Here is a 19,927-nt window from a genome sequence, read left to right as displayed (position 1 = left end):
GCCCGCGGGGGTCCCGTTCCCCGGCACGGTCACCGTGTCCGGCGGGGCGCGGGCAGGTAAGGGAGGGGCATGACCCTTCAGCTCACGCGCGGTCGTGTCGCCCTGGCGGCCACCGCGGCCCTGTTCGCCCTCGGGGCGCCCACCGCGTACGCCACCCTCGCCACGGAGGCCCCCGCCGCCCCCGCGCGGGGCGAGCCGTACGCCGAGACCCGGCTGCTCTTCGGTACCGCGCGGCCGGACGGCGGACCGGCCGTCACGGAGGCGCAGTTCACGCGGTTCGTCGACGCGGAGGTGACGCCCGGCTTCCCGGACGGGCTGACCGTGCGGGAGGGGCGCGGCCAGTGGCGGGACGCGAACGGCACGATCGAGAAGGAGCGGTCGTACGAACTGGTCCTGCTCTACCCCGCCGGGGAGGCGGCCGCCCGCGGCCGGGAGATCGAGGAGATCCGCCGGGACTACCTCAAGGCCTTCGGCCAGGAGTCGGTCGGACGCGTGGACGAGCGGGTGCGGGTCGACTTCTGAGCGGGCGGGCGGGGTTGCCGTAGCCTCTCGGAGGGCCCTGGCGCAGAAAAACTATCGCCGCTAGTTTGGGGGCCGACGACGCCGCTGTCTGGGAGGTAGGCCATGAAGGCCCGGGACGGGATGTACATCGACGGTGCCTGGCGCCCCGCCGCAGGCCTGAACGTGATCGAGGTCGTGAACCCGGCCGACGAGGAGGTCATCGCCCGGGTTCCGGCAGGCACCGCGGAGGACGTGGACCGGGCCGTGCGGGCCGCCCGCGCCGCCCTGCCGGCCTGGTCCGCGACGCCGCCCGCCGAACGGGCCGCGCGGCTGGCCGCCCTGCGGGACGTGCTGGCCGCCCGCAAGGACGAGATCGCCGCGACGATCACCGCCGAGCTGGGTTCGCCGCTGCCGCTGTCGCAGGCGGTGCACATGGGCGCGCCGATCGCGGTCGCGGGCTCGTACGCCGAGCTGACGGCGGCGTACGCCTTCGAGGAGAAGGTCGGCAACTCGACCGTCCACCAGGAGCCGATCGGCGTGGTGGGCGCGATCACGCCCTGGAACTACCCCCTGCACCAGATCGTCGCCAAGGCCGCCCCGGCGCTCGCCGCGGGCTGCACGATCGTGGTGAAGCCGGCCGAGGACACCCCGCTGACCGCGCAGGCCTTCGCCGAGGCGGTGCACGAGGCGGGCCTCCCGGCCGGGGTCGTCAACCTGGTCACCGGCCTCGGCCCGGTCGCCGGGCAGGCGCTCGCCGAGCACCCGGAGGTCGACCTGGTCTCCTTCACCGGCTCCACGGCGGTCGGCCGGCAGATCGCCGCCACGGCCGGGGCCGCCGTGAAGAAGGTCGCCCTGGAGCTGGGCGGCAAGTCCGCCAACGTCATCCTGCCCAGCGCCGACCTGGCCAGGGCGGTCAACGTCGGCGTGGCCAACGTGATGTCCAACTCCGGGCAGACGTGCAGCGCGTGGACCCGGATGCTCGTGCACGCCGCGCAGTACGACGCCGCCGTCGAACTCGCCGCCGCCGCGGCCGCCAAGTACGGCGAGCGCATCGGGCCCCTGGTCAACGCCCGGCAGCGGGACCGGGTGCGCGGCTACATCGACAAGGGCGTGGCCGAGGGCGCCCGCCTGGTCGCGGGGGGCGCCGAGCCGCCGCGTGAGCGCGGCTACTTCGTCAGCCCGACCGTCTTCGCCGACGTCACCCCGGAGATGACCATCGCCCAGGAGGAGATCTTCGGTCCGGTCCTGTCGATCCTGCGGTACGAGGACGAGGCGGACGCCCTGCGGATCGCCAACGGCACGGTCTACGGGCTCGCCGGCGCGGTCTGGGCGGGCGACGAGGCGGAGGCGGTGGCCTTCGCGCGCCGGATGGAGACCGGTCAGGTCGACATCAACGGCGGCCGCTTCAACCCGCTCGCGCCGTTCGGCGGATACAAGCAGTCGGGCGTGGGCCGGGAGCTCGGCGCGCACGGCCTGGCCGAGTACCTGCAGACCAAGTCCCTCCAGTTCTGAAGGAGCCCACTGTCATGTCCGTGCGTGCCGCCGTCGTGCCCGCCGTCGGGGCCCCGCTGGAGATCACCGGCATCGAGCTGCCCGAAACCGGACCCGGGCAGGTCCGGGTCCGGCTCGCCGCCGCCGGGGTCTGCCACTCCGACCTGTCCCTGTCCAACGGCACCATGAAGGTGCCGCTCCCGGCCGTCCTCGGCCACGAGGGCGCGGGAACCGTGCTCTCCGTCGGCGAGGGCGTCACCCATGTCGCCCCCGGCGACGCGGTCGTCCTGAACTGGGCGCCGTCCTGCGGAAGCTGTCCCGCCTGCGCGCTCGGCGAGGTGTGGCTGTGCGCCAACGCCCTCGGCGGCATCGGCGCGGTGCACGCCCGCCGCGCCGACGACGGCACCGCACTGCACCCGGGTCTGAACGTCGCCGCGTTCGCCGAGGAGACGGTCGTGCCGGCCGGCTGTGTGCTGCCCGCCCCGGACGGGGTGCCGCTCGCGGACGCGGCCCTGCTCGGCTGCGCCGTCCTCACCGGCCACGGCGCCGTCCACCACTCGGCGCGGGTCCGCGAGGGCGAGACGGTCGCCGTGTTCGGCGTCGGCGGGGTGGGCCTCGCCGCCCTCCAGTCCGCCCGGATCGCGGGCGCGTCGACGATCGTCGCGGTGGACGTCTCCGCCGAGAAGGAGGGACTGGCGCGGGCGGCGGGCGCCACGGAGTACGTCCTCGCCTCGGAGAACACCCCACGCGAGATCCGCGCCCTGACCGGCGGGCAGGGCGTGGACGTGGCCGTGGAGTGCGTGGGCCGGGCGGTCACCATCCGCGCGGCCTGGGAATCCACCCGCCGCGGCGGCCGCACCACGGTCGTCGGCATCGGCGGCAAGGACCAGCAGGTCACCTTCAACGCGCTGGAGATCTTCCACTGGGGCCGCACCCTCGCGGGCTGCGTCTACGGCAACTGCGACCCGCAGCGGGACCTGCCGGTGCTGGCCGGCCACGTCCGCGCGGGCCGCCTGGACCTGTCGGCGCTGGTGACGGAGCGGATCGCCCTGGACGGCATCCCGGCGGCCTTCGAGAACATGCTGGCGGGCAAGGGAGGCCGCGCGCTGGTGGTCTTCTGACGCCGGCGCCCGGGGCCGCCCGGCCCCGGGCCGCGTCGCGCCGGGCCCCCGTGTTCCCGGGCGGCGCGGGCCGGGACGCCGCCCGGGGCCGACTCGTGGCCCGCCCGGCCGCAGCCCGCCCGGGGCCGACCCGCGGCCCGCCCGGCCGCCGGGCCACGGAACCCGGCCCCACGTACGCGGCCAGGTCCTCCACCGGTCGGGCGAGCCGCGCGTCCGCCGGCCGCACGTACCGGTGCCGTCCCTGCCGTTCCTCGGTGAGCATCCCGGCCCCGACCGGCTCGCCGAGGTGCTCGCTCGCCGTCGACGCGGCGATGCCCGCGTGCCGCGCCGGCGGTCCACGCCCGCGTGCCGTGCCCGCTCGCCGGTGGTCCACGCCCGCGTGCCGCGCCGGCTCGCCGGCGGTCCACGCCCGCCCGTCGAGCGGCGCCGGCAGGCAGGCCGCCCGTGCCTCGTCGGCGATCAGCCCGGCGAGCCGCGCGAGCGCCGGTGCCCGGGGGTCTGTGGCAGTCATGCGCCCAGCTCCGGGCACCGACGGTTCGGCGGGCGCCGACGTGTGCCTACCGGGTCCGTGCCACCTGCTCGTACTGGTGCGCCAGACCGTCCAGCAGGGCGGCGAGCCCCGTCTCGAAGGCGCGCTCGTCGATCTTGTCCTGCCGCTCGGCGAGCAGGTGGGCCTGCCCCAGGTGGGGGTAGTCGGCGGGGTCGTAGGCGCTCATGTCGGTGACGAAGCCGCCGGCGAACGAGCCGAGCGCGGAGCCCATGACGAAGTACCGCATCAGCGCGCCGATGGAGGTGGCCTGGGCCGGCGGCCAGCCCGCGTCGGCCATCGCGCCGTAGACGGCGTCCGCGAGCCGCAGCGCGGCCGGGCGGCGGCCGGGGCCGCGGGCCAGCACCGGGACGATGTTCGGGTGGGCGCGCAGGGCGGCCCGGTAGGAGACCGCCCAGTCGTGCAGCGCGGTCCGCCAGTCCCGGCCGTCCTCGAACATCGACAGGTCGACCTGCGCGCTCACCGAGTCCGCGACCGCCTCCAGGATCTCGTCCTTGGTGCGGAAGTGGTTGTAGAGCGAGGGCCCGCTCACCCCCAGCTCCGCGGCGAGCCGCCGGGTGGAGACGGCCGCGAGGCCCTCGGCGTCCACCAGCGCCCGGGCCGTCTCGACGATCCGGCCGGGGCTGAGCAGGGGCTTGCGCGGTCGGGCCATGGCGCACATAGTAGGGCCAGCAAGAAACTAGCAGTGCTAATTTACGGGGACGGCCCTCAAGGGCCGCAGTCTGTGGGGTGACGGGGACGTGAACCTGGAACTGAGCGAGGAGCAGACCGCCGTACGGCAGCTCGCGCGGAACTTCGTGGACCGTGAGATCGCTCCCCACGCGGCGGCCTGGGACCGTGCGGAGGAGGTCGACCGGGGCATCGTCGAGAAGCTCGGCGAGGTCGGCTTCCTCGGCCTGACCGTCGACGAGGAGTACGGCGGCAGCGGCGGCGACCACCTCGCCTACTGCCTGGTCACCGAGGAGCTCGGGCGCGGCGACTCCTCGGTGCGCGGGATCGTCTCGGTCTCCCTCGGCCTGGTCGCCAAGACCGTCGCCGCCTGGGGGAGCGAGGAGCAGAAGCGGCGCTGGCTGCCGGGCCTGACCTCCGGCGAGTACGTCGGCTGCTTCGGCCTCACCGAGCCGGACACCGGCTCCGACGCCGGCAGCCTGGCCACCCGCGCGGTCCGCGACGGCGGCGACTACGTCCTCAACGGCAGCAAGACGTTCATCACCAACGGCACCTGGGCCGACGTGGTGCTGCTCTTCGCCCGGTCCACCGACGCGCCCGGGCACAAGGGCGTCTCCGCGTTCCTGGTGCCCGCCGACGCACCCGGACTGACCCGCCGGGCCGTGCGCGGCAAGCTCGGGCTGCGCGGCCAGGCCACCGCCGAACTGGTCCTGGAGGACGTCCGGGTCCCCGCCGGCGCGATGCTCGGCCCGGAGGGCAAGGGCTTCTCGGTCGCCCTGTCCGCCCTCGCCAAGGGCCGGATGTCGGTCGCGGCCGGCTGCGTCGGCATCGCCCAGGCGGCACTCGACGCGGCGGTCCGCCACGCGGGCGAGCGTGAGCAGTTCGGCAAGCCCATCGCCGGCCACCAGCTCGTCCAGGAGCTGATCAGCGACATCGCCGTGGACGTCGCCGCGGCCCGGCTGCTGACCTGGCGGGTCGCCGACCTGGTCGACCGCGGGCTGCCCTTCGCCACCGAGGCCTCCCAGGCCAAGCTGTTCGCCTCGGAGGCCGCCGTGCGCGCCGCCAACAACGCCCTGCAGGTCTTCGGCGGCTACGGCTACATCGACGAGTACCCGGTGGGCAAGCTGCTGCGCGACGCCCGGGTGATGACCCTGTACGAGGGCACCAGCCAGATCCAGAAGCTGCTCATCGGGCGGGCCCTGACGGGCGTCTCGGCGTTCTGAGTACCTGGTGAGTACGCGGGCGGATGTGGGGGGCGCCACATCCGCCGACCCTGGTCCCCATGAGTGACACACCGGTCAAGCAGCAGATCACGGCCGCCTTCCACGGGCAGGCCGTCGCGTCGTTCGCGATCGCCCTGGGCGCCACCGCCGTCGGCATCTTCCAGCTGGAGGCCGACCCCTGGGTGCGCGCCTTCCTCGGCATCGCCGTCCTCTACCTCGTCACGTCCGCCTTCACGCTCGCCAAGGTCGTCCGCGACCGGCAGGAGGCCGGGCAGCTCGTCAGCCGGGTGGACCAGGCACGGCTGGAGAAGCTCCTCGCCGAGCACGACCCCTTCGAGAAGCTGTGAGCGACCCCCGCGAGAAGCTGTCAGCGACCCCCGCGAGAAGGTCTGGGGGACCCCGCGGGAAGGTCCGCGCGGCCCCTGCGAGAAGCTCTGGGGGCGCCACCGTCCGGTCCCGGGCCCGGGACCGGTCCGGGCGGCCGCACTAAGCGGCCGCTCAGCTTCGGCGGTATGGTGGTGCCACTGATCGGCGAGAGGGGCGAACGAGCGATGAGTACGGCGGAGGAGACGGCCGACGGCGAGGCGCAGCCGTGGGCCGAGGTCACCCCTGAGGCGGCCCGGCGCCTGCTGGTCGCCGCCGTGGAGGCCTTCGCCGAGCGCGGCTACCACGCCACGACGACCCGCGACATCGCGGGCCGCGCCGGGATGAGTCCGGCCGCGCTCTACATCCACTACAAGACCAAGGAAGAGCTGCTGCACCGCATCAGCCGGATCGGCCACGAGCGGGCCCTCGGCATCCTGCGGACGGCGGCGCGGCGCGAGGGCGGCGCGACCGAGCGGCTCGCCGACGCGGTCAGCTCCTTCGTGCGCTGGCACGCCGGGGGGCGCACCACCGCGCGCGTGGTCCAGTACGAGCTGGACTCGCTCGGCCCCGAGGCCCGCGCGGAGATCGTCGCGCTGCGCCGGCAGTGCGACGCCGAGGTGCGCGGCATCATCGAGGACGGCGTCGCCGCGGGCGAGTTCGAGGTGCTCGACGTGCGGGGCACGACGCTCGCCGTGCTGTCGCTCTGCATCGACGTGGCCCGGTGGTTCAGCACCGCGGGGCCGTGGACGCCCGACGAGGTCGGCGCGCTCTACGCCGACCTCGTGCTGCGGATGGTGGGGGCGCGCACGCCCCCGGCCGCGCGGGAGTAGCCGCTCAGAGGTAGTACCGGGACACCGACTCGGCCACGCACACCGGCTTGTCGCCGCCCTCGCGCTCCACGGTGAAGGCGACGGACACCTGGACGCCGCCGGCCACGTCGTCGGCACCGGTGATCGTCGCGGTGGCGCGCAGCCGGGAGCCGACCGGGACGGGGGCGGGGAAGCGCACCTTGTTGGTGCCGTAGTTGACGCCCATCTTCACGCCCTCGACGCCGATCAGCTGCGGGCCGAAGAGCGGCAGCAGGGAGAGGGTGAGGTAGCCGTGCGCGATGGTGGTGCCGAACGGGCCGGCGGCGGCCTTCTCCGGGTCGACGTGGATCCACTGGTGGTCGCCGGTCGCCTCGGCGAACAGGTCGATCCGCTTCTGGTCGACCTCCATCCAGTCGGTGTAGCCCAGTTGCTCGCCCACCGCCGCCTTCAGCTCGTCGACGGACGTGAAGATCCTCGGCTCTGCCATGTCCTGGCCTCCCGCGTAGCGCAGTCAGATGTCAATGTCTAAGCAACTGCTTAGCATGGTGCGGACACCCTTCCCTGTCAACGGACCGGCGCCGTCACCGGATCGGTAGGCTTCGAGGGGTGCCCCAGATTCCCGAGAAGATCCACGAGCTCACCGTCGGCCAGCTCGCCGCCCGCAGCGGCGCCGCCGTCTCCGCCCTGCACTTCTACGAGGCCAAGGGCCTGATCCGCAGCCGGCGCACCGCGGGCAACCAGCGCCGCTACACCCGTGACACGCTGCGCCGGGTCGCCTTCATCCGGGCCGCGCAGCGCGTCGGCATCCCGCTGGCCACGATCCGCGAGGCGCTCGCCGAGCTGCCCGAGGAGCGCACGCCCACCCGGGACGACTGGACGCGCCTGTCCGAGGCCTGGCGCTCGGAGCTGGACCAGCGGATCAAGCAGCTCAACCGGTTGCGCGACCACCTCACAGACTGCATCGGCTGCGGCTGCCTCTCCCTGGACACCTGCGTCCTGTCCAACCCCGACGACGTCTTCGGCGAACGCCTGGCGGGCTCCCGGCTGATGGTGGAGGGCTCGACCGCGCGGCGGAGCCGCACACCCCGCGAATCGCCGGGCAGGCCGTGAAGGCCCGCCGAGGCGGCGCGCGCCCGGCCGCCGTCTCACGGCCCGAGGCGAGGTCCGGCATCCGTTCGCTGTCGCGGCCGCCGGTGAACAGCCGGGTCTCCGGCGGCAGTTCCCCGTCGGGCCGGGCCGCCGCGTCCCGCCACCGCGCCCGCCCGCCGTGTCGCACCGCCCCCGGCCGTCCGTACGGAGCGGGGCGATCCTGGGTCCCCCGTTCCCCCGTTTCCCCGTTGCTCGGGCCCGCGTGGCGGGCTCAGGCGGACATCAGCAGCCGTTCACGCCGGGCATACGCCAGGGCCTCCGGCGTGAGCACGGGGCGCGGGACGAGGATTCCGCAGTCCGTGCAGACCGGACCCGAAGAAGGTTCGTGGTCCAGGTCGTACTTCCACACCAGGTGCTCCCCCTCGCACACGGGGCACTCCGATCCGGGCTCGCGCTCCAGCGCGGCGATCAGCCGCCGCAGCACCTCCGCCAGCGGCTCACCCGGGTGCACCTCGGGGTCGTCGCACCAGGCGACCCCGAAACCGCCCCAGGTCAGGCGGTGCCAGTCGTCCACCGAGCCCGGCCGGCGCAGCCCGTCGTGCTTCTCCTTCTTGCGGCGCTCGGCGAACTCCACCTCGTAGGCGAGCCACACCGCCCGCGCCTCCTCCAGTTCCTCCAACGCGGCCACGAGCCGCGCCGGATCGGGAGAGCGGTCCTCCGGGCCGAACCCGGCCCTGGTGCACAAGTGGTCCCAGGTCGCCCTGTGCCCGTAGGGGGCGAACCGCTCAAGGCACTTGCGCAGCGAATAGCGCCGTAGCGCCAGGTCGCACCGGGGGTCGCGTACCTGTCTCGCCAGACTCCGGAAACCGGCCATCGCCCTGCACCTCCGTCACACCTGCACCTGTACTTCGGTCATTTCGGCGTCGTCGTACGGACGTCGCCGAATGGACGTGTCGACCGGTCAATCGGCTCCATCCGATGTCCTCCATGTGTGAGGACGGCCGCGCGCGGACGGCCGTCGCGTCCGGGAAAGTGACGCATGTAAGAGTGAGAACTCCCCACAGATCCCACGGGTTCCTGAAGACGGCCTCCGTATGCGTCCTGATTGCCGGTCTTTTGTCCCGCTCCCCGGCGGCGGCCGGCGCGAACGGCTCAGTGGTACAGGAGGTACCGCGCGCGCATCGCCCGGAACGCGGCCAGTTCCTGCTGCCAGCCCGCCACCACCTCGCCGGTGGTCGCGCCGGCGTCGATGAGGGTGCGGACGAGCGCGGAGCCGGTGAGCCGGTCGATCCAGTGGTCCGGCCGCCAGGCGAAACCGCTCCAGGTCCGCCGGGCGGTGACCAGCAGGCCGATCCCGGTGCGCACGGGGTCGAACGCCGCCCTGTCGTGCACGTGCAGCTGTACGCCGCCGACGGTCCGGCCCTGGAACTTGGAGAAGGCGGGCGCGAAGTACGCCTCCCGGAAGCGCACGCCCGGCAGGCCGAGCTCGTTGGCCGCCGCGGCCCACCGGCGGTCGACGCCCTCCGCGCCGAGCAGTTCGAAGGGGCGGGTGGTGCCCCGGCCCTCGGAGAGGTTGGTGCCCTCGAAGAGGCACGTGCCCGCGTACACCACAGCGGTCTCGGGCGTGGGCATGTTGGGGCTCGGCGGCACCCACGGCAGCCCGGTGGCGTCGAAGAAGTCCGACCGCCGCCACCCGGACATGCGCACCGTCTCCAGGGCCACCGGCGAGGGCAGGAACTCCGCGTTGAACAGCAGTGCCAGCTCCGCCACCGTCATGCCGTGCGCCTGCGAGACCGGCTGCCGGCCGACGAAGGTGGCGAACTCCGGGTGCAGCACGGGTCCTTCGGCCGAGACGCCGGTCACCGGGTTCGGCCGGTCGAGCACCACCACGCGCTTGCCCGCGAGCGCGGCCGCCTCCATGCAGTCGTACAGGGTCCAGACGTACGTGTAGAAGCGCGCGCCCACGTCCTGGATGTCGAAGACGACCGTGTCCACGCCGGATGCCGTGAAGACGTCGGCCAGCGGCCGGCCGCTCTTGCGGTAGGTGTCGTAGACGGGCAGGCCGGTCGCGGGGTCGTCGTGGCGGCCCTCGGAGCCGCCGGCCTGGGCGGTGCCGCGGAAGCCGTGCTCCGGGCCGAAGACGGCGGTCAGGCGCACCCGGTCGTCGGCGTGCATCACGTCGACGATGTGGCGCACGTCCCCGGTGACGCCGGTCGGGTTGGTGACGACGCCGACGCGGTCGCCGTCGAGGAGGGCGTAGCCGCCGGCGGCGAGGCGGTCGAACCCGGTGCGCAGCCGGCGTCCGCCGCCCGCGGGCGCCGCCGCCGCGGGGCCCGCCGACGCCGCGACCGCCGCGGTGGTGGCGAGCAGGCTGCGTCTGGACAGCTTCATACGGTGGCCTCCCTGAGCGCGGCGGGTGTCATGTTCACGCACGGTAGCGGCCACCGGCCGGGACGGGAACGAACCGGGCCGCACTCCGGTCACCCGTCCGCCCTTTCGCCGGTACATACCGACTGGTTAGTCTGGCCTGCGCCGGACAGAGCCGACGCGCGTCGAAGGAGACCGATGGTGCAAGCCGTGCAGGGTGCCGGAGTGGTGGTCACCGGGGCGGGGGGCGGTATCGGGGCCGCGCTGGCCCGTCGCTTCGCCGCCGGGGGTGGCCGGGTCGTGGTCAACGACCTGGACGCGGACAAGGCCAAGGCCGTCGCCGACGAGATCGGCGGGATCGCCGTCCCCGGCGACGCCTCCGCGATCGTCGCCGAGGCCCGGGACGCGCTCGGCGGGGTGGTGGACGTCTACTGCGCCAACGCCGGGGTGGGCGCCGGGGGGTCCGAGGCGGCCCCCGCGGAGGTCTGGGCGCTGGCCTGGGACGTCAACGTGATGGCGCACGTGCGGGCCGCCCGGGCGCTGCTCCCGCAGTGGCTGGAGCGCGGCAGCGGGCGGTTCGTCTCCACCGTGTCGGCCGCCGGGCTGCTCACCATGATCGGCGCCGCCCCCTACAGCGTCACCAAGCACGGCGCCTACGCCTTCGCCGAGTGGCTGTCCCTGACCTACCGCCACCGGGGCGTCAGGGTGCACGCGATCTGCCCGCAGGGCGTGCGCACCGACATGCTCGCCGCCGGCGGCAGCGCGGGCGACCTGGTGCTGGCGCCGACCGCGATCGAGCCGGAGGACGTGGCGGACGCGCTGTTCGCGGGGATGGCCGAGGACCGGTTCCTGATCCTGCCGCACCCCGAGGTCGCCGAGTACTACCGGGCCCGGGCCGCCCGGCCGGACCGCTGGCTGGCCGGCCTGAACCACATCCAGCAGCGCTGGGAGGCGGCCCGGTGACCGGCTACCGGCACGCCGCCGGGCCTGCCCGACCTGCCGAGGACGGCAAGTGGGAAGATCCTTGGCGGGAGCTGCGCTCCCGCGCGCGGGACGGCCGGCCGGAGAGCCGGCGGGAGGACCCGGCAGGCGCGTCGGCGGGAACGACGGCAGGACCTCACGGAAGGCAGGTGGCGGCAGTGCCCAGGACGACGGACACGGACGGGACGCCTGTGCCGCAGCGGCTGCTGGCCGCCGCCACCCGGCTCTTCGCCGAGCAGGGCTACGACCGCACCTCGGTCCAGGAGATCGTCGAGGCGGCCGGCGTCACCAAGGGAGCGCTCTACCACTACTTCGGCTCCAAGGACGACCTGCTGCACGAGGTGTACGCGCGCGTGCTGCGGGTCCAGCAGGAACGGCTCGACGCGTTCGCGGACGCCCCCGAGCCGGTGGAGAAGCGGGTACGGGACGCCGCCGCCGACGTCGTGGTGACGACCATCGAGAACCTCGACGACGCGTCGATCTTCTTCCGGTCCATGCACCACCTCAGCCCGGAGAAGAACAAGCAGGTCCGCGCGGAGCGCCGGCGCTACCACGAGCGCTTCCGCGCGCTCGTCGAGGAGGGCCAGCGGGCGGGCGTGTTCTCCACGGCGACCCCGGCCGACCTGGTGGTGGACTACCACTTCGGCTCCGTCCACCACCTGTCGACCTGGTACCGCCCCGACGGGCCGCTCAGCCCGCAGCAGGTCGCCGACCACCTGGCCGACCTGCTGCTGCGGGCCCTGCGGCCGTAACGGGGCTCAGAGGTACTTCTTCAGCTCCCGCCGGGCCAGCGACCGCTGGTGCACCTCGTCGGGGCCGTCCGCGATCATCAGCGTGCGCGCCCCCGCGTACAGCTCGGCCAGCGGGAAGTCCTGGCTCACCCCGCCCGCGCCGTACAGCTGGATCGCCCTGTCGAGGATGCCGACGACCGTGCGCGGAGTGGCGATCTTGATGGCCTGGATCTCGGTGTGCGCGCCCCGGTTGCCGACCGTGTCCATCATCCAGGCCGTCTTCAGCACCAGCAGCCGCAGCTGTTCCACTGCGACCCGCGCGTCGGCGATCCAGTTGTGCACCACACCCTGCTGGGCCAGCGCCGTGCCGAACGCCTCGCGCCGCACCGCCCGCTTGCACATCAGTTCGATCGCCCGCTCCGCCATGCCGATCAGCCGCATGCAGTGGTGGATGCGGCCGGGGCCGAGCCGGGCCTGGGCGATGGCGAAGCCGCCGCCCTCCTCGCCGATCAGGTTCGACACCGGCACGCGCGCGTGGTCGAAGACCACCTCGGCGTGACCGCCGTGCCAGTGGTCCTCGTAGCCGAAGACCCGCATGGCGCGCTCGACGGTGACGCCCGGGGTGTCGCGGGGGACCAGGACCATGGACTGCTGGCGGCGGATGTCCGGTCCGTCCGGGTCGGTCTTGCCCATCACGATGAAGATCGCGCAGTCCGGGTTCATCGCCCCGGAGATGTACCACTTGCGGCCGGTGACGACGTACTCGTCGCCGTCCCGCTCGATGCGCGTCGTGATGTTCGTGGCGTCCGACGAGGCCACCTCGGGCTCGGTCATCGCGAACGCCGACCGGATCTCGCCCGCCAGCAGCGGCCGGAGCCACTGCTTCTGCTGCGCCTCGTCGCCGAACTGGGCGAGCACCTCCATGTTCCCGGTGTCCGGCGCGGCGCAGTTCGTCGCGGTCGGCGCGAGCTGCGGGGAGCGGCCGGTGATCTCGGCGAGCGGGGCGTACTGGAGGTTGGTGAGGCCGGCGCCGTGCTCGGCGTCGGGCAGGAACAGGTTCCACAGGCCCCGCCGGCGCGCCTCGGCCTTCAGCTCCTCGACGACCGGCGGGGTGTCCCACGGCGAGGCGAGCCCGGCCCGCTGCTCGTGGGCGACCGCCTCGGCCGGGTGGACGTACTCGTCCAGGAAGGCGAGCAGCCTGGCGCGCAGCTCCTCGGTGCGTGCGTCGAACGCGAAGTCCATGCCGGTCAGCCTTCCTGGAGAGTTGTCAGACCGTGTGCGATGAAGACGGGGACCAGGTCGCCGATGCGGTCGAAGCCGCGGCCGACGGTCCGGCCCAGTGTGTAGCGGTAGTGGATGCCCTCCAGGATCACGGCGAGCTTGAACCAGGCGAAGGCCGTGTACCAGGAGACCGTGGAGACGTCCCGTCCGGAGCGGGCCGCGTAGCGCTCGATCAGCTCGGCCGGCGCCGGGTGCCCCGGGGCCTCGGCCGTGGTGGAGACCGGCGAGTCGGGCATGCCGAGCGGCATGCTGTACATCACCAGCAGGCCCAGGTCGGTCAGCGGGTCGCCGAGCGTGGACATCTCCCAGTCGAGGACCGCCGTGATCTCGTCGTCGGCGTTCACCAGGACGTTGTCCAGGCGGTAGTCGCCGTGCACGACGGCCGGGGCCGGCGAGGCGGGCAGGGCCCGGCCGAGGGCCGCGTGCAGTTCGTCGACGCCGGCCAGCTCGCGGTTGCGGGAGGCGTCCAGCTGCTTGCCCCAGCGGCGCAGCTGGCGGTCCAGGAAGCCCTCCGGGCGGCCGAAGTCGGCCAGGCCGGCCTCCGCCGGGTCCACCGCGTGCAGGTCGACGAGCGTGTCCACCAGGGACAGCGCCACCTCGCGGGTGCGTCCGGGGCCCAGCGGGGCGAGCTGGCCGGCGGTGCGGTACGGCGTGCCGGGCACGTACTCCATGACGTAGAACGGCGCCCCGAGCACCTCCTCGTCCTCGCACAGCAGCACGGTGCGCGGCACCGGCACCTTCGTCGGTCCCAGGGCGGTGATCACCCGGTGCTCGCGCCTCATGTCGTGCGCGGTGGCCAGGACGTGGCCGAGCGGGGGCCGGCGGACGACCCACTGCGAGGCGCCGTCGGAGACCGCGTAGGTGAGGTTCGACCGTCCGCCCTCGATCAGCCGGCCGGTCAGCGGGCCGCGCACGAGACCGGGCCGCTCGCGGTCGAGCAGGCCGCGCAGCCGGTCCGGATCGAGGCCTGGCGGGTGGTCGGAGACCATCGTCGCTCCTACGGATGTGCGGACGGGACCCGACATATGATGCCGACCGGTCGGTATGCCGTCCAGAGGCGCGGCCGGACGTGATCGGCGCCACCCCGGTACGGCAGCGCCCGGCCGGGGAGGGGGCGGGGAGCCGCCGGCGGTCCCGCGCGGCGGCCCGGTGTCAGTGGTCGTCCCAGTGGCCGTCGTGCTCGGCGTGCCGGTGGCCGTCGTGGAGGTAGTCCACGTGGTCGCCGTGCTGCACCCGCAGGTGCCCGCAGTCCTCGTCGTGCCGGTGGTCGTGCCCCTCGTGGGCGGCGTGCCCGGAGGGGGCGCACTCGTCCCAGTGGTCGCCGTGTGCCCGGTGCAGGTGGCCGTCGTGCGCGTAGTCGATGTGATCGCCGTGCGGCACCTCGGCATGCCCGCAGGCCGGGCCGTGGGTGTGCGGGTGGGGCAGGTGCTCCTGGTGCGCGGAGGTCATGGGGCTCACCTTCGGGTACGGGGGGGCGGGCGCCCGGCAGGCCGGCCGGCACGGGAACCGGGCACAGCTTGACGTCCGGTGCGTCGTGCCGCCCGAGTTCCCCGCGGGGGCGGTGTGTGATCGGGGGCGCCGGGGGATACCGATGCCGTCGGGGACTGGAAGTTGACCAGAAGGTGACTAGAAGTTGACTAGAAGGGGCCTAGAAGGGGCCTAGAAGAGCAACGCCGAGCCGCACGCCGCCAGGGCCACCGTGCACAGGGCCGCCGCCGCGGCGTACCGGGGGGTCAGGGGGACGGGGCGGCCGGAGGCCGCCAGGGTGCGGATGCGGCGGTGGGCGACCAGCAGGAAGCCCAGCCACAGGACGCAGCACAGGGCGCAGACGACGATCCGGGGCGCCGACGGGCCGCCGTGCAGGGCGGTGCGGGCCGCGAGCACCGCGACGACGGTGCCGGAGAGGGTCGTACGCCGCCAGGCGAGCCGGGTCCGCTCCGGTTGCAGCCCGGGATCCCGCTCCGCGGCGCCGGTCGCACTCACCCCTCCCATCCCACCAGCACCACGACCACCATCGCCACGGCCACCACCGCGACGACCAGGCTCAGCAGCGCCGGAAACCGCGACACCGGCAGGTCCTCGCCCCGGCGCATGGCGCGCTCGCAGCGCGTCCAGTGGTTGACCGCCCGCAGGGAGCACAGCACGCCCGCCCCGAGCAGCGCGAGGGCCAGCCCGACCCGCCAGCCCCACCGGAGGTCCGGCAGGAACTGGTCCACCGCGAACCCGCCGCCGATCAGTGCCAGAGCGGTGCGCAGCCAGGCCAGGAACGTGCGCTCGTTCGCCAGCGAGAACCGGTAGTCCGGCGTGTCGCCCTCCTCCCGGATCCGTTGGGGGGCGAACCACAGCCGGACGTTTCGCACAAGTTCGCTCACCTGCCCGACCCTACGGGACCCGCGCGGGGCGCGGTCAGCGGCGGAACGCCTCCAGCCGGTGGTACGCGGCCAGGCCGTCCGGCACCCACTCCCACTCGCTCAGCCGCCGCCGTACCTCCTCCTCCGGCAGGAAGCCGTGCCAGGCGACCTCCTCGGCCTGCGGGCTGACCGGCGCGTCGCAGCGGACCTCGTAGACCGCGGACCACCAGCTGCGGCCGGCGCCGTCGTCGTACAGGAACGTGAACCGGTGCGCGGGGCGGGGCAAACCGGTGACGCCGAGTTCCTCCTCGGCCTCGCGCAGGGCCGCGTCGTCGTAGGACTCGCCCGCGCCCACCACGCCGCCGACGAACATGTCGTAGAGGGACGGGAAGACCAGCTTGGCCGGCGTGCGGCGGTGGACGAAGATCCGGCCCTCGGCGTCGCGGGCCCGGACGAACACGCACCGGTGGCGCAGGCCGCGCGCGTACACCTCGCCGCGCGGGGCCCGGCCGATCACGCGGTCGTGCTCGTCGACGACGTCGAGGATCTCGTCAGCAGCGCTCATGGGCCCATCCAAGCAGCCCGCACGGCGTCCGCCCCGTCCGCCCCGTCCGCCCCGTGGGTCAGCGGGACACGGCGCCCCGCAGGGCGGGGACGGGCACGCCGGCCGGGATCGGCACGCCGGCCGGGATCGGCACGCCGCGCGGCATCGCGGGGTGCATGCCGAGCAGCACGATGCCGGTCACGACGGCCGTCAGCCCCGCGGCCTGCCAGACCAGCGCGCCGGTGCCGGTGTCCAGCCGGTCGCCGAGGAAGCCGACCCCGCAGACGATCCCGGCCAGCGGCTGGGCGGCGGTGAGGGCGGGCAGGGACTTGCGCAGCGGCGCGGTCTCGAACGCGCTCTGCACCAGCACCAGCCCGGTGACGCCGATCAGCAGCACGGCGTACGGCTGCCAGGAGGTGAGCAGTCCGCCCATGCCGCCCGCGGCGAAACGGTCGCCGCTGAGCCGGGTCAGCGCGTCCTGCACGCCGTACAGCAGGCCGGCCGCCAGGGCCAGCAGCACGGGGCCCGAGCCCAGCCGGGAGCGCCTGGCGCGCAGCGTCAGCACCAGCGCCAGGCCCAGCATCGCGCCGACGATCAGCCACAGCCGCAGCGGATCCGGGGCCGCCGCGCCGCTGCGGGGCCGGCCGGCCACGAGGAACGCGGTCACGCCGCCGGCGAGCAGCAGCAGGCCCGCCCAGCCCTGGCGGCCCAGCGACTGCCGGGTCTGGCGGCGGGACAGCGCGAGCGCGAAGAGCAGGTTGGTGGCCAGCAGGGGCTCCACCAGGGACAGCTGCCCCTGGCCGAGCGCGGCCGCGCCCAGCCCCATGCCGGCCACCATCAGCGCGATGCCGCCGAGCCAGCGCGGCACCTTCACCAGGTCCAGCAGCAGCCGGGGGGAGAGGAAGTCACCGCGGGGCGCGTGCTGGGCCGCGTTCTGCTGGAGGACGAAGCCGAAACCCAGGCAGCAGGCGGCGCACACGGCGAGAACCAGGACCAGGACCGACAAACTGCCTACCTCGCTGATCGTCATGGGGGGGGACCGCGTCGGGGCGGTGCGGGGGGCCGCGTCAGACGGCTGCCTCGCGTCACGGCGGCCGGCGCGGCGCGGGGCCGGGCGGTGGCGTGACGTTCCCGCCATGGTCAGGGCCCCGCCGCCATGGCGCTATGACGTACGTCACACGACTCTCGTCGCCGACCGGTACCGATCCGTCCGGTTCGCGCCAACTGCCGCGCTGGAACGGGGCGTTGACGCGCGTCACGGTGCCGTACGGCTTGACGGAAGGCGTCGGCTGTGGGTTTGCTGTCCGGGTTCAGCTGACGACCAGCTCCGTCGCCCGAGGAAATGTCCGCGTTGTCCTTACCTCCGCCGCCCCCCGGCCGTGCCCGCAGGACCGCGGACGTGCCCTGCGACGCGGCCCTCGACGACAGCGAGCTCCGGGTCGCGCGCGCCGCCCTGGCCCAGGGGCGCCGGCAGCCCGCCCGTTCGCTGCTCGCCCGTACCGGCGACGACTGGGACCGGCGCGGGCACCGGATCACCGTCCTGGCGCTCGACCCGTACAGCGCCGCCTGGGCCGGCGAGTGGCTGGGCGCCGAGCCGGGCTCGGCCGACGCCGCCGCACTGGTCGCCCTGGCCGAGGTGCGGCGCGTCCTGCGCGGCAAGGACCGGCCGGCCCGCGCCCGCGCGGCCTGCGGGCGCGCCGCGGCCCTCGCGCCCGCCGACCCGACGCCCTGGCTCGGCCTGCTCATGCTGGAGCGGGCGCTGGGGGGCCGGCGGGAAGTGGTGCGGGCCTTCGAGGAGGTCCGGGCGCGCCACGCCGACCACCACCACGCCCACCACCTGATGGTCGCCCGGCTGGCCGAGCGCCGCGCCACCGCCGGCCCGGACCCGCTGCACGAGGTGTACGACTTCGCCCACTGGGCGGCCGAGCGGGCGCCGGCCGACTCGCCGCTCGCCGTCCTGCCGGTCGTCGCGCACGCCGAGCGGTACCGCGTGCTGGCCACCGCCGGGTTCGCCCCCGCCGACCCGGCCGGATCGGCGCACTGGCGGGGCCGGCCGGCCCGGCAGGCGCTGGGGGCGGCCTTCGACTGGTGGCTGGAATGGGAGCAGGACGGCCACCCGCGCCGCCTGGTCGACCTGAACTACCTGGCGCACGCCACGTACTGCGAGGGGCGCGGCGCGGAGGCCGCCGCGCTGCTGCGCCGGATCGGCGAGCAGGTGACGCCGGAGCCGTGGGCGTACCCGGACCGGGACCCGCGCACGGCGTTCCAGGAGGCCTGCGACCGCACGCTCGGCCGGTAGGGCCCGGCACGCCCGGAACCCGCGCCCCGGACGCCGGACGGCCCGCCCCCGCTCCGCCCCGGCCGCCGGGGCGGAGCGGGGGCGGGCCGTCGTCGCCGTACCCGCCGGTGAGCCGCTGGGCGACCGCCGCCGTCGTCGTGCGAACCCGCTATATGACGAGGGACAACAGGAGGACGAAGGCGCCCGCGACCACCGAGATGACCGTCTCCATCACGGACCAGGTCTTGACCGTCTGGCCGACGCTCAGTCCGAAGTACTCCTTCACCAGCCAGAAACCGGCGTCGTTGACATGGCTGAAGAAGAGCGAACCGGCGCCGATGGCGAGCACCAGCAGGGCGGTCTCGCCGGTGGACATGCCGGCCGCCAGCGGCGCGACCAGGCCGGCCGCCGAGACGGTCGCCACGGTCGCCGAACCGGTCGCCAGCCGGATCGCCACCGCGATCAGCCAGGCCAGCAGCAGCGCCGGGACCGACCAGTCCTCGGAGATGTCCAGGATCATCTGGCCGACGCCGGTGTCGATCAGCGTCTGCTTGAAGCCGCCGCCCGCGCCGACGATCAGCAGGATGCCCGCGATGGGCGCGAGGCCCTTCTCCACCAGCCCGGAGACGCGCTCCTTGCCGAATCCGGCGGGGCGCAGCAGGGTGAAGATGCCGAGCAGCACGGCGGCGAGCAGGGCGATCAGCGGAGAGCCGACGACGTCGAAGACCCGCTGCGTGGTGTTCTCCGGGTCGTCGACGACGATGTCGACCAGCGCCTTGGACAGCATCAGGATGACCGGCAGCAGGATGGTGATCAGCGTGGCGCCGAACCCGGGACGCCTCGCCAGCTCTTCGGAGGCCCGCTGCGGGATCATGCGCTCCGGGGCCGGGACGTCCACCCAGCGGGCCGCGTACCGGGAGAACAGCGGGCCGGCGACGATCACGGTCGGGACGGCGACCAGCACGCCGAGCGCCAGCGTCACGCCGAGGTCGGCCTCGACCGCGTCGATCGCGACCAGCGGGCCGGGGTGCGGCGGAACCAGGCCGTGCATCACGGACAGGCCCGCCAGCGCCGGGATGCCGATCCGCATCAGGGAGTGGTTGCCGCGCTGGGCGACCATCAGCACGACCGGGATCAGCAGCACGACGCCGACCTCGAAGAACAGCGGCAGGCCGATCACCGAGGCGATGAGCACCATCGCCCACGGCATGGAACGGCCGCCCGCCCTGGCGAGCATCGTGTCGACGATCTCGTCGGCGCCGCCGGAGTCGGCGAGCATCTTGCCGAGGATCGCGCCCAGCGCGATCAGCACGCCCACGCCGGCGACCGTGGTGCCCAGCCCGGTGGTGAAGCTGGTGAGGACCTCGTCGAGGGGCGCCCCGGCGAAGGCCCCCAGCGCCAGCGACCCGATGGTCAGCGCCAGGAAGGCGTGCAGCTTGAACCTGGTGATGAGCAGCACGATGACGGCGATGCCCGCCAGTACGGCGATGCCCAGTTGCGCGTGTCCCGCCGAGGTGATCGGCTCGACGGGTTCCGCCGCCAGCGTCTCGACGCTGAGTCTGGTCACGGGGTGTCCCT

22 protein-coding genes are annotated in these 19,927 nt (G+C 74.4%); 10 read left to right on the top strand and 12 right to left on the bottom strand.

From position 1 onward, the window contains the following. The first annotated feature begins 69 nt into the window (after positions 1–69). The 3 genes from ACFF45_RS11320 to ACFF45_RS11310 all read left to right on the top strand — a co-directional run bounded on the left by ACFF45_RS11320 (position 70) and on the right by ACFF45_RS11310 (position 3,113). Entirely contained in the window at positions 70–522 is a 453-nt protein-coding gene (locus ACFF45_RS11320; protein WP_381345330.1) for a DUF3574 domain-containing protein, read from the top strand. A gap of 102 nt (positions 523–624) precedes the next feature. Next, a complete protein-coding gene (locus tag ACFF45_RS11315) occupies positions 625–2,013 on the top strand; it encodes an aldehyde dehydrogenase family protein (RefSeq protein ID WP_381345328.1) in 1,389 nt (462 codons plus the stop codon). A 14-nt stretch (positions 2,014–2,027) separates the two neighbouring features. Further along, the gene (locus ACFF45_RS11310) at positions 2,028–3,113 is read left to right on the top strand and encodes a Zn-dependent alcohol dehydrogenase (RefSeq protein ID WP_381345327.1); all 1,086 of its coding nucleotides are present in this window, start codon (positions 2,028–2,030) and stop codon (positions 3,111–3,113) included. A 557-nt stretch (positions 3,114–3,670) separates the two neighbouring features. Here ACFF45_RS11310 and ACFF45_RS11305 read toward each other — a convergent pair. Beyond that, positions 3,671–4,312, bottom strand: a complete 642-nt coding sequence (locus ACFF45_RS11305) for a TetR/AcrR family transcriptional regulator (RefSeq protein ID WP_381345325.1) — start codon at positions 4,310–4,312, stop codon at positions 3,671–3,673. Between the two features lie 88 nt (positions 4,313–4,400). On the opposite strand from ACFF45_RS11305, the gene ACFF45_RS11300 reads away from it, so the two are divergent. The 3 genes from ACFF45_RS11300 to ACFF45_RS11290 all read left to right on the top strand — a co-directional run bounded on the left by ACFF45_RS11300 (position 4,401) and on the right by ACFF45_RS11290 (position 6,748). Beyond that, complete coding sequence (locus ACFF45_RS11300) at positions 4,401–5,552, top strand: acyl-CoA dehydrogenase family protein (RefSeq protein ID WP_381345324.1); 1,152 nt, start codon at positions 4,401–4,403, stop codon at positions 5,550–5,552. Positions 5,553–5,611: 59 nt separating this feature from the next. Beyond that, positions 5,612–5,899, top strand: a complete 288-nt coding sequence (locus ACFF45_RS11295; RefSeq protein WP_381345322.1) for a YiaA/YiaB family inner membrane protein — start codon at positions 5,612–5,614, stop codon at positions 5,897–5,899. A 204-nt stretch (positions 5,900–6,103) separates the two neighbouring features. Continuing rightward, positions 6,104–6,748, top strand: coding sequence for a TetR/AcrR family transcriptional regulator (locus tag ACFF45_RS11290; RefSeq protein WP_381345320.1), 645 nt, complete (start codon positions 6,104–6,106; stop codon positions 6,746–6,748). A gap of 4 nt (positions 6,749–6,752) precedes the next feature. Here the strand turns inward: ACFF45_RS11290 and ACFF45_RS11285 are convergent, their stop codons facing one another. After that, the gene (locus ACFF45_RS11285) at positions 6,753–7,214 is read right to left on the bottom strand and encodes a MaoC family dehydratase (protein ID WP_381345319.1); all 462 of its coding nucleotides are present in this window, start codon (positions 7,212–7,214) and stop codon (positions 6,753–6,755) included. A 119-nt stretch (positions 7,215–7,333) separates the two neighbouring features. Between ACFF45_RS11285 and soxR the strand changes: the two genes are divergently transcribed. Further along, complete coding sequence (gene soxR / locus ACFF45_RS11280; protein WP_381345318.1) at positions 7,334–7,837, top strand: redox-sensitive transcriptional activator SoxR; 504 nt, start codon at positions 7,334–7,336, stop codon at positions 7,835–7,837. Between the two features lie 250 nt (positions 7,838–8,087). On the opposite strand, the gene ACFF45_RS11275 is transcribed toward soxR, so the two are convergent. Together ACFF45_RS11275 and ACFF45_RS11270 are read right to left on the bottom strand one after the other, a co-directional pair. Next, the gene (locus ACFF45_RS11275; protein ID WP_381345317.1) at positions 8,088–8,690 is read right to left on the bottom strand and encodes a hypothetical protein; all 603 of its coding nucleotides are present in this window, start codon (positions 8,688–8,690) and stop codon (positions 8,088–8,090) included. Positions 8,691–8,968: 278 nt separating this feature from the next. Beyond that, positions 8,969–10,207, bottom strand: coding sequence for an exo-beta-N-acetylmuramidase NamZ family protein (locus tag ACFF45_RS11270; RefSeq protein WP_381345315.1), 1,239 nt, complete (start codon positions 10,205–10,207; stop codon positions 8,969–8,971). 174 nt (positions 10,208–10,381) lie between these two features. On the opposite strand from ACFF45_RS11270, the gene ACFF45_RS11265 reads away from it, so the two are divergent. Both ACFF45_RS11265 and ACFF45_RS11260 read left to right on the top strand, forming a co-directional pair. Continuing rightward, positions 10,382–11,146, top strand: a complete 765-nt coding sequence (locus ACFF45_RS11265; RefSeq protein ID WP_381345314.1) for an SDR family oxidoreductase — start codon at positions 10,382–10,384, stop codon at positions 11,144–11,146. A gap of 176 nt (positions 11,147–11,322) precedes the next feature. Beyond that, the gene (locus tag ACFF45_RS11260) at positions 11,323–11,916 is read left to right on the top strand and encodes a TetR/AcrR family transcriptional regulator (RefSeq protein ID WP_381345312.1); all 594 of its coding nucleotides are present in this window, start codon (positions 11,323–11,325) and stop codon (positions 11,914–11,916) included. A gap of 6 nt (positions 11,917–11,922) precedes the next feature. On the opposite strand, the gene ACFF45_RS11255 is transcribed toward ACFF45_RS11260, so the two are convergent. The 7 genes from ACFF45_RS11255 to ACFF45_RS11225 all read right to left on the bottom strand — a co-directional run bounded on the left by ACFF45_RS11255 (position 11,923) and on the right by ACFF45_RS11225 (position 17,101). After that, positions 11,923–13,137, bottom strand: a complete 1,215-nt coding sequence (locus ACFF45_RS11255) for an acyl-CoA dehydrogenase family protein (RefSeq protein WP_381345311.1) — start codon at positions 13,135–13,137, stop codon at positions 11,923–11,925. A gap of 5 nt (positions 13,138–13,142) precedes the next feature. Beyond that, the gene (locus ACFF45_RS11250; protein ID WP_381345309.1) at positions 13,143–14,165 is read right to left on the bottom strand and encodes a phosphotransferase family protein; all 1,023 of its coding nucleotides are present in this window, start codon (positions 14,163–14,165) and stop codon (positions 13,143–13,145) included. Positions 14,166–14,328: 163 nt separating this feature from the next. After that, positions 14,329–14,625 carry a hypothetical protein gene (locus tag ACFF45_RS11245; protein ID WP_381345307.1) on the bottom strand — a complete coding sequence of 99 codons (297 nt, stop codon included), beginning with the start codon at positions 14,623–14,625 and terminating at the stop codon, positions 14,329–14,331. Between the two features lie 210 nt (positions 14,626–14,835). Further along, positions 14,836–15,168, bottom strand: coding sequence for a DUF202 domain-containing protein (locus ACFF45_RS11240; protein ID WP_381345306.1), 333 nt, complete (start codon positions 15,166–15,168; stop codon positions 14,836–14,838). Further along, a complete protein-coding gene (locus ACFF45_RS11235; protein ID WP_381345304.1) occupies positions 15,156–15,548 on the bottom strand; it encodes a YidH family protein in 393 nt (130 codons plus the stop codon). The genes ACFF45_RS11240 and ACFF45_RS11235 overlap by 13 nt, the downstream gene beginning before the upstream one ends. 34 nt (positions 15,549–15,582) lie before the next feature. Then, positions 15,583–16,092 (bottom strand): NUDIX hydrolase, encoded by a 510-nt coding sequence (locus tag ACFF45_RS11230; RefSeq protein WP_381345302.1) that lies wholly within the window; start codon positions 16,090–16,092, stop codon positions 15,583–15,585. Positions 16,093–16,150: 58 nt separating this feature from the next. After that, positions 16,151–17,101: a DMT family transporter gene (locus ACFF45_RS11225; RefSeq protein WP_381345301.1), complete on the bottom strand. Its 951-nt coding sequence runs from the start codon at positions 17,099–17,101 to the stop codon at positions 16,151–16,153. 321 nt (positions 17,102–17,422) lie between these two features. On the opposite strand from ACFF45_RS11225, the gene ACFF45_RS11220 reads away from it, so the two are divergent. After that, positions 17,423–18,370, top strand: coding sequence for a hypothetical protein (locus ACFF45_RS11220; protein ID WP_381345299.1), 948 nt, complete (start codon positions 17,423–17,425; stop codon positions 18,368–18,370). 148 nt (positions 18,371–18,518) lie between these two features. On the opposite strand, the gene ACFF45_RS11215 is transcribed toward ACFF45_RS11220, so the two are convergent. Continuing rightward, complete coding sequence (locus ACFF45_RS11215; protein ID WP_381345297.1) at positions 18,519–19,916, bottom strand: GntP family permease; 1,398 nt, start codon at positions 19,914–19,916, stop codon at positions 18,519–18,521. Positions 19,917–19,927 lie beyond the last annotated feature (11 nt).

The organism is Streptomyces cinereospinus (assembly GCF_042430725.1).
Taxonomy (GTDB): domain Bacteria; phylum Actinomycetota; class Actinomycetes; order Streptomycetales; family Streptomycetaceae; genus Streptomyces; species Streptomyces cinereospinus.
The sequence above is the reverse complement of the archived record's forward strand: the minus strand, read 5'-3'. Positions and strand labels throughout refer to the sequence as shown.